This is a genomic window from Ancylomarina subtilis (assembly GCF_004217115.1).
In the GTDB taxonomy this organism is placed as follows: domain Bacteria; phylum Bacteroidota; class Bacteroidia; order Bacteroidales; family Marinifilaceae; genus Ancylomarina; species Ancylomarina subtilis.
Map to the genome: position 1 here is coordinate 2,333,534 of NZ_SHKN01000001.1, position 12,954 is coordinate 2,346,487.

A 12,954-nucleotide genomic window follows, 5' to 3' on the forward strand; every position below is an offset into this window, starting at 1 on the left:
AATCAACTAATTTGAATAAAACTTATATGACTCCTTAATGGCTTCAAATACAATATTTGAATGAAGGTTATTATTATCCAGGGCTTTCATATCAGGTGTTGTTACACTATAACTTCCGTAAAGAGTTGTTGTTATCTGATCATTTTCAATGATAGCATAATTCTGATCTGCTCCAGCAACAAACCACTCTGGAGAGGATGTTTCCCACAAACATTTACCTATTGAAAAATCGCTGGCAGGATTCTGACATCCCTGATTGTAATTCAACAAAGTTGAAGCGATATCGTAATGCAAACTCCTGTGTGTAAACACTTGTGGACTCATGCCTGGCCATAGTACAGCCAATGGCACATGAGTTTGTGCATCACTAAAGTTACTCCCGTGTCCCCAATAATTCATTTTGTTATCATTAAATTCCTGAGCATGATCACCCGTGAACACAACAATTGTATTATCCAAAAGTTGACGTTTATCAAGATCAACAAGTACTTTTCCCACAAGAGAATCAACATAATTCAATGTGTTTTTATACAAATTTAAAAAGGGTTTAGGATCAGTATCATCATCTAAAGTTAAATAATTAGGTGCCGACCAAGTCGGTTGAAATGGGGCATGTGTAGGATCAGGATGAGAATAACCATGAGCCGAATCATAAAAGAGAAAACCAAAGAAGGGCTGCTCATTGGCCTTGGAATAATTCGAATCAATAAAATCCAACCACTCTTCAGTTATTTTAGCATCACGCACATAGGGTGCCTTATTTTTTGAATCTGTTTTGATTCTCAGATGATCAATATCGGCAAAAACAGTTTGATGAAAAGCCGGATGAGTTAGGTTTGAACTTGCAAATATCCCAAATTTATAATTCTGTTCGGCTAAAGTATGCATCAACATAGGTCTTTGACAATTGGCTTTCATGGTATTCCAATAAGCGAAACTTGGCAAACCATAAAAAAGTGAGAAAATACCCCCTCTGGTTCCACAACTTCCACTTTGATGATTCTTAAACATCAGAGCATTACTGTTATACCGACTAATATTTGGAGTCACCAATGAATCCAAACAGTCTGCTCGCCAACAATCAACAACTACAAATAAAATATTATATAATTTTCCCTTCTCAAATTGCAGTTTATGAGCCGGATATCTCATATTCCTCAAATCAGCATTCTTCTTTATAACCTTATTCTTTGCCAAAACCTCCGGATCAATCAAATTCAATTTCTTGAACAATCCATTTGCTGTAAGGGGGAAATACAAAGGGTAAACATGAGCATTTTTTGTGATTGGGCTATAACTCATTGCAGATGCATAAGCATGCCCCAAGTGACTAAAAATCATAAACCCAAGCAGAGCAAACAAAATTGTTTTTTGCTTAAATTTTAAAAACATTTCCTTTTTCCACATCCAGCTACCCACTAAAAATTCAAGCGTCAAAAGAAGTAATATAGAACCTATTGCTATAAAATACATCGAACCTGAAAACTGAAAGATATCTCCTGCGGCTCCACTAAATAGCATATCTAAAACAAATTTGTTCAGATGGAAACGATATTGAGAAAAGATAAATGAATCTATCGTAAAAAAAATGAGTCCTACGGTGTTTAGAATAGAAGCAAGTATGAGAATGAATTTCTGATTTCGAAAAGGAATTGAAAGTAACAAAGGAAGGATCATTACAATTAAAGCGATGGAGCCCACATGCCCTATGGCAGTTGCCCCAATATACAACCATTGCCAAATACCGTGTGTAAAATCGATATATGCACCATAACGAAATGAAAAAAGAATAAACAACAGACTATTAAAAATAGAAAAACTGATGAGCCATTGTATGTGAGGCTTCTTAAAAAAAGGAATCATGCTATAATAAAGATATTGTTCTTATCAAATTTACAAAACTATATCCATATCATTATACAATCAATTTAACTATGTTAAAATTAATTAATATCATAATAAAAAAGCTATCTCATAAAATGAGACAGCTTAAAAAAAAGTTTTAGCTAAAAGAGCCTATTGCTTTACACGCTCAACATATTCCTTGTTACGTGTATCAACCTTAATAATATCACCCGTGTTAATGAATAAAGGTACCATAATAGTTGCACCTGTTTCAATTGTAGCAGCCTTTAGTGAGTTTGTTGAAGAAGTATCACCACGAAGACCAGGTTCTGTGTATGTCACTTCCATAACAACGTGCGCCGGAAGTTCAACGTAAAGTGGTGTTTCTGTATCAGCGTGAATAACAGCTTCAACGTGATCCCCTTCTTTTAAAAGATCAGGAGCATTAAACAATTCCTCTTCCAAAGCAATCTGCTCGTAAGTCTCGGTATGCATCAAGTTATACCCCATATCATCCTTATAAAGAAACTGATAAGGACGACGCTCAATACGAGCAACATCAATCTTTAATCCTGCTGTAAAGGTATTGTCGATAATCTTACCTGTTTTTACATTTCTCAATTTAGTTCTTACGAAAGCTGGACCTTTACCAGGCTTAACATGCTGGAATTGAACAATCGTATATAAACCAGTCTTAAAATGGATACACATACCATTCTTAAAATCTGCAGTACTTGCCATGTTGTAATATATTAATTAAAAATTATCCGTATAAATTTCTCCGCAAAAGTAAGAGAAACTATCCTCAATTAGAAATATTATGCAGATATTGTGCATTTTGCAGGAATAATGAAGCCTTTTGGGGGATAAAAGAGATTAAAAATCGTCTTCATCAACAACTTGATGAGGGAAATTAATCAAATCGCAACGCAAGGATCCTATAAACAAGTCGAATTGAACACGAACAGGCACCTTATTTTCATCAGCAGAAATCCAAATCTTAAGATCATCTTTATCTTTGAAAATTCTTCCTGTTTCAACAATTGGTATAAACTTATAACACTTAATTTTCCCAAGTTTACTATTAATGGTTTCGTACCCCATGAATTTAAACTGTAAAAGGAAAGGTTCATCAGAAAAATAAGTATCAATCTTTAAATTCTGGCCCTTAACCAGATCAGAATTAAACAATTTCACACGTGCGTAATAAAAAGCGGAAAGAATATCATGAACACCTTCAACAACATCATGTTCACCGGATTTTTTGCTATAAACCTTATTATTTTCCCTATCAAAAACAAGTTCGTTATAGCGTTTATAATTGCCTTCTTTAATATCCCGGATTGCTTTTATAGGTAATAATGTTTCCTTATCTACATAACTCTCATAGGTATTTTTCACCCCAAAAAGAGAGTTTGTCACCCCTGTAGTTCGGCCACTCAGGATCAAATGCTGAACCTCTTCTCCCTTATAACGTTCCGTCTTGAGCTTTAGGCTCGCTTTACCACCCTGAATAAATCCATAATGAATAATGTACTTCAGGTGTTCTGTTTTTCTCTTAAGCATAACATCACCTTCAGCAAAAACTGAGTTCGAAAAAAAAAGGATCGCAGAAAATAACACGTAAATATTTCGCATAAGTAATGGCTTTAAAGAGTATCAGTTACTCAATATCGCCATTTCAATGCAAAAAAACGAATGCTTTTAAAAGATATTTTTCTTTGGAGTTGTTGCTACAAAATCTTTGAGGTAAAAGGGCTCGAAGTAAGCAACATCTTCAAAAGTCCCTGCCTGGTACTTTACTTCAGCTAATTGAACCATTCCAACAGCAGTAGGCGTGATATCCGAAACAAATATTGCATTCGAACTCTGGAGGCTGGATTGGCATTTTGATGAACCATCACCAAAAAAGACAATTTCGTTCTTCTTTAAATCTTCAGCAAAAGAATTTTCATCAATGATTTCGGCAGAAATTTCACGCATCTCTTCATTTTTATGAGAATAAAAAGCGGTATACACTTCCATTCTTCTTGCATCAATCATCGGACAAAAAATACATGCTTCAGGATCTCCCAACTGTGAAAGGAGAGCTTCATTTTTCAACAAAGGAGCCGTCATGGCTTGCAAGGTACTCACCGCAATTAATGGCAAGCTGCTGCCATAACAAAGACCTTTTGCAGTTGAAACACCAATACGCAAACCCGTATAAGAACCCGGGCCCATACTTACTGCAACAGCATCAAGATCATTCGGAGTGAGCTGATTTTCTTTCAGAATAGCATCTATGAATACAGTAAGATGTGTCGCATGATTCATGCCCTCTTTATTCTCTTTATAGGCAAGTAATCCACCATCTTTCCCTAATGAAACTGAACAAACTGAAGTGGATGTTTCTATATTTAGTATTAAAGCCATTGTTTTGAGTCGTTACGTATAAATCGGTATCCGATTTTCCTTTTATTGATATAAGGCAATTATAATTTATAAACGCCATCAGTCTGCAAATTTAAACTATAAAAAGGGAATAAGAAAGCACCTTTACATCGACTTAGATAAAGACCTGATTAAAAAAAAACTCCGATTCGAAATTCATCGAACCGGAGCAACTAAACTTACTTGAAAACTTGACTATAAACTGATTTCGACTCCATTATAGAAGTCTATGATTTTTGTTCTAAAAATGTATTCGTATTTAGCTTGTAACAAATTCGATTTCGATCTTAACAGATTATTTTTTGCTTCATTGTAATCAACCGAATTTACCAATCCTAAATTAAATTTCTCTTCGGTATAACGGAAGGCCTCTTCAGTAGAAGATACAGCAGTCTGACTCGAGAAATATTTTTTCATGGCTGCAATAGCATTAGCATGTGCCTGTTGAATTTCCTTACGTAGCACATTCTTTGTATTCTCTAAATTCAATCTGGAACGATCGATATTGACCTTGGCATTACTGATATTCCTATTTACTATTCCACCATTAAATATTGGGATATTCAACTGAAACCCGAATGCTTTTCTCTCTCGACTTCTTAATTGATCAGAAAGTCTCATTTCAGAACGAATAACAGTTCTTTGTGGATTACCTAAATCATCTAAAATTGGATTTCCAGTACCATCAACCAATGTCCCAATCTCAGGAAAATCATTTGAATAAGATGATCCCCAAGAAGCATACATGGATAAAGAAGGTGTTCTTTGACTTTTAGCTATACTAAGTCCTTTCTCTGAACTTTCCAATCTTAAATTTGCAGACTTAATCCCTGGTCGAAATTTCAATGAATTTGAAAATACCGATTCTGGATCGATCATCGACTGAGTAGCATTAACAACAGGTAGTTGAGGAATGGAAATATCGAAGTTCTCAATTTGTTCCAAATCTAATAATTGAGCTAAATCCAACAAGCTCAAATCTAGATTATTTTGTGAATTAACTACTGTTAAATCTTCCTGAGCAGCCTGAGCTTTCTGCTCCATTAATGTTCCTTTAGGCAAGGTACCTGCTTCAACTAAAACTTCAGTTCTTTCAATCTGTAATTGAGTAATCTTTAGTTGATCTTTTGCTACTTGAAGGAGTTCTTTTTTGAATAAAATATCCAAATAATAGGACGTAATATTTAAGGCTAAATCCTCTTTAGCTTTCTCTACATCCTGAAGTGATGCTTTTAAATCCAATTCATTCTGCTTAAGTGTGTTCCTTTTCTTAAACCCCTCAAACAAAGTCAAGTTTGATGATACTGATAATGAACCGCTCTCAATGTTTTGATCAGAATAAGTATTGGTACTATTTAATGTACGTCCATAATTAAACCCATAATCAACTCCACCTCTTAAACTTGGTAGCATATCTAATTTTGACTGTTTGGTATTATTTGCCTGAACATCAGCATCCAACTTTTTAAGTTGAAGTGATATATTGTGCTCGTTCGCGTAATCGATACATTTCTTTAGACTCCATTTTTCCTGGGCTTTAACACCCAACACTAAAGAAAACAGAAGAGCAACTAGGAATATTTTTTTCATATAGAATTAAATTTTGTTTTTTGACGAAAATGAATTTTACAGATTAGCTGTTAGATTTTTTCTTTTTCTTCTTCTCCTCATCCTTCTTTCTCTTCATCTCCTTCATCTGCTCAATCTTAGACATCTTCTCGCCCTTGATTTTGTCATCTTTACTTATTCCATCTAGGATTTCGATATTAATACCATCCGATAAACCTGTTTTAACGAAACGCTTTTCAAAAACCTGAGGTGCTGTTTCAATATTTACAAAACTGGAATCGTTACTAAACTCTAACAAACTCTCATTTACGGCCAATACCTTCTCACGTTTGTCAAGAACAATTTCGGCATTAGCACTATAACCTGAACGAATAAAGTGGTCATTATCCAACTCAACAGATGCCTTAATTTCGAACTGAATGGCTCCATTTTCGGCAACGCCTTTAGGTGAAATATATTCCAGGTGAGCATTAAACTTATAATCCTCAATCGCACCAATAGTTAATTTCAGATTCATACCTTGTTTAATTTTTCCAACCTCAGTTTCATCAACTTTACCCTGAAAAATCATCTCCCCCATATCCGCTACGATAGCAACGGTTGTTCCTTCATTAAAGGTATTACTCTGAATAACAGAATAACCTTCCTTAACCGGAATATCAAGAATCATCCCCTCAATGGTCGATCGAATAATTGTATTAGTCACAGCGCCTGACTTAGAAGTAACCCCCTCCTTTATTAACTGAAGATTATCCTTAGCTGACTTTAATTCTTCTTGCGCACTACGAAAAGCTAAACGTGGCTTTTGGAAATCTGCTTCAGAAATCACTTTTTTCTCATAAAGTAACTTATCACGGTTGTAATTAATCTGAGCATCTTCAAAATTAATTTGAGCTCTTTCAACCCTTGACTCTGCTGAATTCAGATTAATCATATCAGGAATAATCTTGATTTTAGCAATCTTATCTCCTTTTTTTAACATCTGACCTGGCTCAACAAACAAGGTTTCAACAATACCAGACACCCCTTGAGGTTTAATTTTAATTTCTTTTCTAGGAATAACAGAGCCAGTAGCAACTGTCTTTTTTACGATATCGGTAATCTCCGGAGATTTTGTATCGTACAGCTCAGGTTTCTCTTGTGATTTATTGTAAAGGAAACCTATGGTTCCTAAAAAAAGACCGATAAAGAATACGATCAATACAATTCTAAAAACTTTTTTCATATCAATGTTATTTCAAGTGTTATATCTAGTTTTATTTATTCGTAACGTAAAGCATCCACTGGTTTGATCTTCATGGCTCTCTGTGCCGGCAATAAGCCTGCAATACAGCCAAAGACAACCAAAACGCCAAGGGCAACAAAGGCCACTTTTATATCAACATAAGGATTCATTATCATCGCATTGGGATCGCCCGCGGTCATTTTACCAGCCGCCTCCACTATCAGGACTCCGATAACCAAACCCCAGAAGCCTGCAAAGGTGGTTAGAAAAACAGATTCAGTAACTATCTGACTAACAATAGATAGCGGTCTGGCGCCAATGGCTCGTTTCACCCCAATTTCACGGGTTCGTTCTTTTACCACAACATGCATAATGTTGCTAACACCAATAATTCCCGTTATAAGAACGCCAAAACCAATCACCCAAAACAGAAAGCCAATGCTATTAAACAAGCCAAATATTTTATTGAAGATTTTAGCCAGATTAAAATGACCAAAAGCTTCTTCATCATCAGGGCTTATTTTGTGTCGACGAGCCAAAAGACTAATGATATTGTCTTCAATATCCTCAACAGACTCGCCAACCTTTGCTGTTGCCATAAAAACGTTGAATTTCTCACCTCTGTTGTATATTTTTTGAAGTGTGGTATAGGGCATTTGAACAATATCATCACTCATCCCCATATTACGACTCAATGGTTTAACGGTTCCAATAATTTGAAAGAAGATCCCATTTATCTTCAAATACTGTCCTATGGGTTCCTCATCATCTTCAAACATGAGTTCGACTACCCGAGGTCCGATCGTTATCACCTTTCTCATCTCTTTCAGATCATTTTCATTGATGAATCGTCCAGTAAGAACATCTACCGGAACCACCCTATTCATTTCTGGTGAAGTCCCCTTAATCTTAAAATTCCCTTTTTTCTCTTTTTTAAACGTATTATAATTAGCTCCGCCACTCCATGCATTAATCTGAGGTGCAACATCCTCAATTTCAGGAATTGATCGTTTCATCGCAATCAAATCCGTATTATCAAACTGAAAGCTTCGATTTCTAGGTAGACCTTTAAAAGTTTTTGTCGTTTTTTCAGTCCAAAAGATGGTTGAATTCGTTGCCAAGTTCCCCAGGTTTGATTTCATTCTATTTTGAAACCCCATTCCCAGCCCCAAAAGAGTGACTAAGATCAAAATCCCAAACATCACCCCTGAGCCTGTCAGAGCCGTTCTTAATTTATTTTTCTTGAGAGCAGACGTAATTTCCTGCCATTTATCCAAATCGAACATTCTTTTGTTTTTTTGATTTTGAATCGAATCTCTTTAACACCTTTTGAGATAAGATTCCTTTCAATTACTTACTTAAAAAGAAACTATTCATCTCTAAGTGCATCAATCGGTTGAATAGACGCAGCTCGTCGTGCCGGGAAAAATCCGGCCAAAGCACCCGTAACAACAAGAACAATTGTTGCACCAACGGCTATTCCTAAATCTACTTGAGGGTTTAAGAAATAAATTGCAGCCGGAGGGTATAACTTCTCAATCCAATTGAATTTACTAATCATTTCCAGCAAGCCCACACCGGCAATCAGTCCAAAATATCCTGAAGCAGCTGTAATAAAGATGGATTCCATCAACACAAGAGATATAACCGAAGCTGGAGAAGCTCCAATTGCTTTTCGAATACCAATCTCTTTGGTTCTTTCTTTTACAACAATCATCATGATATTGAAAACACCAATAACACCCAGTAGAATTGTAAAAATCCCGATGATCCAGACAAATTTTTCGATGCCACTAAACATGGCTGAAAACTGCTTTGAATTCTCAATATTATTCTGAATCCATAATGCATTTCTATCTTCTCGACTAAAATTGTGTATGGCAGCCATTTTATAAGTAATCTGCTTCTCAATTTCTTTACTTTCCTCTACAGACACATTATCCAGAGTAAAAGATATACGACGCAAATGATCATTATTATTAAAAATTTTCTGAGCGACTGTAATTGGGATGTAAATATCACGGGAATTCTCTTCAAAATCTTTCTTTATGAAAACACCAACAACCTTAAACTTGATCTTATTGATATTGATGAATTTTCCCAGAGAAGTCTCCTTAGGGAATAAGATTTTTTCTACTTCATCCTGAATAATTACAACCTTACGATGCTCTGCAATATCGATTTTATTAAGAAAGCGTCCTTCGATAACATCAAAGTTCTTTATCTCCTTATAGGTATCATGAATTGGAGAAACATTAAAGTTTCCAAAATTATCTTTATAAGATATAACTTCTGCTCCCGGAATATAGCTCATTGCAGAAATAGCATCTATTTTACCAATCGACTTTTTAAGACTCTCTAAATCGGCATTTACCATTTGAATCCACTTCCCTTCAGGAGTCCCCTTATAAGCCTTAGTGGTTCGTCCACCCCATATCTGCATACTGTTTGTCGCATCCTGAGCGAAAACATCCTTCATTCCATTTCGCAGCCCTCTACCGGCCCCTAACAGGAAAATAAGCATGAAAATCCCTGTAGCGACAGAAAATCCAGTAAGAAAGGTTCGTGTTTTATTTTTTCTAATGGTACTGAAGATCTCGTTCCATTTATCTCTATCAAACATAGTCTGAAATTAAAGTTCTCGTAAATTACTCCGTGATTTTTTCTCTTTTGAGAATTGATTCGATACCATCCAAAGAATGATTGTGCTCAATAATAGATTCAATACATCCATCTTTTAAATTGATCACTCTGTCTGTCATCTCAGCAATGTCCATTTCGTGAGTAACAATAATTACCGTAATTCCTGTACGATTAATTTCTCTTAAGAGCTCCATAACCTCTAGCGAGGTTTGCGAATCAAGGGCACCAGTGGGTTCATCAGCAAGAATAATCTTCGGATTAGTAATCATCGCTCTTGAGATAGCAACCCTTTGTTTTTGACCACCTGACAATTCATTTGGCATGTGTTCAGCCCACTCTTTTAATCCCATTCTATCGAGATACTCAACAGCAAGCTTATTCCGTTTTTTACGAGATACTTTTTGATAATATAAAGGAAGTGCCACATTCTCCATGGCATTTTTAAACGAAATCAGGTTGAACGATTGAAATACAAATCCCAACAGGTTATTCCTAAGTTTTGCAGCCTTAGTTTCACTCATCGATTTTATTTCCTGATCATTCAGAATATAAGTCCCCTCGTCATGGGTATCCAAAAGACCTAAAATATTTAGAAGGGTTGACTTACCTGAGCCTGAGGAACCCATAATTGAAACCAGTTCGCCCTCTTTTATATGCAAATCAATTCCCTTAAGAACATGCAGCTTATTCGCTCCAGTAATATAAGATTTATGAATATTTTTTAGTCGAATCATAATCGTTAGTATTTTTAATTGCTTCTTTGATCAAATCGAAATTTGGTCAGGATTTCGATATCTAATATTAAAGATTTTAGGATTGTTATCAAACAAATTTAGACAAACGACCGATTAACTCGATAAACATCATGTTAAATAAACTCAGTTATCCTTTCAATAACGTTAAAAAAGGTTAAAACGCTTATCTAAGTCTTATTAAGACCAATAGTCATGCCAACGAATTCAAGTTACTAAAAACGAGCCAAATGATGTGTTTAACCGAGCAGTATTTTCAATAAAGTCTGTCCGATATTAATACGCTACCGTTCGATACCGAACAGTTTCGTTATGTACACAAGTTTAATTTCTAAAAAACCGGTGAATTCAACTTAAATGATTAAAAGAACAGGAGGATTTAGTGTAAATTAGCTTCGATTAAATCTCAAAGCGATTTATGATGACAAATGTTATCGAAATTCAACAAAATAACATGAACTGGAACCAACTATTATCTGCTAAACGATTCGGTCAGGAAGATCGTGTCGCAATTGACGAACATGAAATTCGATCACAATTTCAACGCGATTACGATCGTTTAATTTTCTCGTCCCCTTTTAGAAGACTTCAAAATAAAACTCAAGTATTTCCTTTACCTGGAAGCATTTTCGTTCACAATAGATTAACTCATAGTCTGGAGGTTTCAAGCGTAGGGCGTTCATTAGGAAATCTTTTAACTGAGAAACTTGCCAGTTCAAAGAAATATGAAAATAATCCCTACCTGGCTGGGATAGGTAATATTGTTGCCACGGCTTGTTTGGCACACGACCTTGGCAATCCACCTTTCGGCCATTCGGGTGAGGAGGCCCTATCCTACTATTTTACACATGGCAAAGGCAAAAAGCTGGAAAATCAGTTTACAACAGAACAGTGGGCAGATCTTTGCAACTTTGAGGGTAATGCAAATGCTTTCCGACTGTTAACACATGCTTTTAACGGTCGGCGAAAAGGAGGCTTTGCTCTGACCTACTCGAGCATTGCTGCTGTTATAAAATACCCATGGGAAGCCTATAAAATTCCAGAAGTTGGGAAACGCAAATATGGCTTCTTCAATACCGAAAAAGAGAACTATGAAAAAGTAGCCACAGAGCTGGGCATTCCGGAAATTAAACCGGGTATTTTTGCGCGTCACCCTCTTGTGTATTTGGTTGAAGCTGCCGATGATATTTGTTATCAGATTATGGATATTGAAGATGCTCACAAACTGAAAATCTTATCAACGGACGAAACCAAACGTTTGTTATTGAATTTTTATGATGAAACGGATGATCGCAATATCATTGCACGCATTGCAGAGACTTGTGAAGAGGTGAGTGACACCAATGAGCAAATCGCTTATATCAGAGCTGGTGTTATCGGTAAATTAATAAAAGAGTGCGTGACGGCCTTTGTTGAAAATGAAGACCAAATAATGGCTGGTGAATTTACATCTACCCTGATCAAAGAAGTTTCTGAAAGCTCGAAAATTGCCTATAAAACATGTACAAAAGTTGCTGTTTCAAAAATATACAAACACCGATCTGTTCTCGAAATTGAATTGGCTGGATATAAAATACTAGGCACTTTACTTCAAGAATTTGTAGAAGCGACTTTAGATCCTGATAATTTTTATTCTAAGAAACTTTTATCACTGATTCCTGAACAATACAATCACAATGGCAATGATGAGTATTTAAAAATCATGTCGATATTAGACTTTGTTTCAGGGATGACAGATGTTTTTGCTTTGGATCTTTACCGAACGATAAAAGGAATAAAACTGCCTGATACTTATTAAAAACTATTCCGCTAAAACGCAAAAGATGAAATTCAAAAATATTAAAATAAAACTACTGCTCTTTACTGTTCTAATCAACTCTTTCTCAAGTGTACAAGCTCAGATAAACTGGACCCAAACAAAATCTGAAAAATCAAAAATCAGTTTTAAACTGCCCGAAACACCAAACATCAGAAACCAGGAACTGAATGGTATAAAGTCTGAGATATTCTCACACCGCGATGCGGCTAATATCTACGGCATTGTCGCTTCAGATTTTTCGGCTATCGACGTCGATTTTAACCACTCCGATCCTTCGGAATACTACGAACAAATGAAAGAAGGTAGCCTGTTGAGCAGCGACGCCCTCTTAGTTTCAGAACAAAGTGTCGTTTATAAAAAATTATTGGGGAAAGAAATTGTGTATACCATGATGCTTGGGAAACACGAATATACATATTTCAAACGTTTCTTTTTCAAAGACCAATTTATCTATCAATTTACCATAGGTGGTCCAACACGGATGAAACAAGTCCTTCTGGATAAGAAAATGATCTTTTTTAATTCTATTCAATTCGAATAGTTCGACTTAGCATTACTAAAAAAATAGCTTAACGCAATTTGTTTAATCATATCATTCTGTAAATTTGCATTTTCAAACCCGCCACTTATTCAATTGGCCAAACTGAAAACGAAATTCGAAAGAAAAC

At 35.6% G+C, this 12,954-nt stretch carries 11 protein-coding genes; 2 read left to right on the forward strand and 9 right to left on the reverse strand.

Annotated features, from left to right (window positions below; genetic code table 11):
* Positions 1–6 precede the first annotated feature (6 nt).
* The 9 genes from EV201_RS09535 to EV201_RS09575 all read right to left on the reverse strand — a co-directional run bounded on the left by EV201_RS09535 (position 7) and on the right by EV201_RS09575 (position 10,449).
* The gene (locus EV201_RS09535) at positions 7–1,863 is read right to left on the reverse strand and encodes a DUF3413 domain-containing protein (protein WP_130307341.1); all 1,857 of its coding nucleotides are present in this window, start codon (positions 1,861–1,863) and stop codon (positions 7–9) included.
* A gap of 153 nt (positions 1,864–2,016) precedes the next feature.
* A complete protein-coding gene (gene efp / locus EV201_RS09540) occupies positions 2,017–2,586 on the reverse strand; it encodes an elongation factor P (protein WP_130307342.1) in 570 nt (189 codons plus the stop codon).
* 135 nt (positions 2,587–2,721) lie between these two features.
* Complete coding sequence (locus tag EV201_RS09545; RefSeq protein ID WP_130307343.1) at positions 2,722–3,483, reverse strand: DUF3108 domain-containing protein; 762 nt, start codon at positions 3,481–3,483, stop codon at positions 2,722–2,724.
* A gap of 66 nt (positions 3,484–3,549) precedes the next feature.
* Positions 3,550–4,260, reverse strand: a complete 711-nt coding sequence (gene tsaB, locus EV201_RS09550) for a tRNA (adenosine(37)-N6)-threonylcarbamoyltransferase complex dimerization subunit type 1 TsaB (protein ID WP_130307344.1) — start codon at positions 4,258–4,260, stop codon at positions 3,550–3,552.
* Between the two features lie 213 nt (positions 4,261–4,473).
* The gene (locus EV201_RS09555) at positions 4,474–5,868 is read right to left on the reverse strand and encodes a TolC family protein (RefSeq protein ID WP_130307345.1); all 1,395 of its coding nucleotides are present in this window, start codon (positions 5,866–5,868) and stop codon (positions 4,474–4,476) included.
* A 43-nt stretch (positions 5,869–5,911) separates the two neighbouring features.
* A complete protein-coding gene (locus EV201_RS09560) occupies positions 5,912–7,072 on the reverse strand; it encodes an efflux RND transporter periplasmic adaptor subunit (protein ID WP_130307346.1) in 1,161 nt (386 codons plus the stop codon).
* A 35-nt stretch (positions 7,073–7,107) separates the two neighbouring features.
* A complete protein-coding gene (locus EV201_RS09565; RefSeq protein WP_130307347.1) occupies positions 7,108–8,358 on the reverse strand; it encodes an ABC transporter permease in 1,251 nt (416 codons plus the stop codon).
* An 83-nt stretch (positions 8,359–8,441) separates the two neighbouring features.
* Positions 8,442–9,695: an ABC transporter permease gene (locus EV201_RS09570; RefSeq protein WP_130307348.1), complete on the reverse strand. Its 1,254-nt coding sequence runs from the start codon at positions 9,693–9,695 to the stop codon at positions 8,442–8,444.
* Positions 9,696–9,720: 25 nt separating this feature from the next.
* Positions 9,721–10,449 carry an ABC transporter ATP-binding protein gene (locus tag EV201_RS09575; RefSeq protein ID WP_130307349.1) on the reverse strand — a complete coding sequence of 243 codons (729 nt, stop codon included), beginning with the start codon at positions 10,447–10,449 and terminating at the stop codon, positions 9,721–9,723.
* Between the two features lie 436 nt (positions 10,450–10,885).
* On the opposite strand from EV201_RS09575, the gene EV201_RS09580 reads away from it, so the two are divergent.
* A complete protein-coding gene (locus EV201_RS09580; protein WP_242610471.1) occupies positions 10,886–12,265 on the forward strand; it encodes a deoxyguanosinetriphosphate triphosphohydrolase in 1,380 nt (459 codons plus the stop codon).
* A 25-nt stretch (positions 12,266–12,290) separates the two neighbouring features.
* Positions 12,291–12,827, forward strand: a complete 537-nt coding sequence (locus EV201_RS09585; RefSeq protein ID WP_130307350.1) for a hypothetical protein — start codon at positions 12,291–12,293, stop codon at positions 12,825–12,827.
* Positions 12,828–12,954: the final 127 nt, after the last annotated feature.

What these genes read in the sequence shown, in the direction of transcription:
- efp (WP_130307342.1), bottom strand. Translation starts at nt 2,586, where the DNA reads ATGGCAAGTACTGCAGATTTTAAGAATGGTATGTGTATCCATTTTAAG.
- EV201_RS09580 (WP_242610471.1), top strand. Translation starts at nt 10,886, where the DNA reads ATGATGACAAATGTTATCGAAATTCAACAAAATAACATGAACTGGAAC.
- EV201_RS09585 (WP_130307350.1), top strand. Translation starts at nt 12,291, where the DNA reads ATGAAATTCAAAAATATTAAAATAAAACTACTGCTCTTTACTGTTCTA.
- EV201_RS09535 (WP_130307341.1), bottom strand. Translation starts at nt 1,863, where the DNA reads ATGATTCCTTTTTTTAAGAAGCCTCACATACAATGGCTCATCAGTTTT.
- EV201_RS09570 (WP_130307348.1), bottom strand. Translation starts at nt 9,695, where the DNA reads ATGTTTGATAGAGATAAATGGAACGAGATCTTCAGTACCATTAGAAAA.
- EV201_RS09555 (WP_130307345.1), bottom strand. Translation starts at nt 5,868, where the DNA reads ATGAAAAAAATATTCCTAGTTGCTCTTCTGTTTTCTTTAGTGTTGGGT.
- tsaB (WP_130307344.1), bottom strand. Translation starts at nt 4,260, where the DNA reads ATGGCTTTAATACTAAATATAGAAACATCCACTTCAGTTTGTTCAGTT.
- EV201_RS09565 (WP_130307347.1), bottom strand. Translation starts at nt 8,358, where the DNA reads ATGTTCGATTTGGATAAATGGCAGGAAATTACGTCTGCTCTCAAGAAA.
- EV201_RS09545 (WP_130307343.1), bottom strand. Translation starts at nt 3,483, where the DNA reads ATGCGAAATATTTACGTGTTATTTTCTGCGATCCTTTTTTTTTCGAAC.
- EV201_RS09575 (WP_130307349.1), bottom strand. Translation starts at nt 10,449, where the DNA reads ATGATTCGACTAAAAAATATTCATAAATCTTATATTACTGGAGCGAAT.
- EV201_RS09560 (WP_130307346.1), bottom strand. Translation starts at nt 7,072, where the DNA reads ATGAAAAAAGTTTTTAGAATTGTATTGATCGTATTCTTTATCGGTCTT.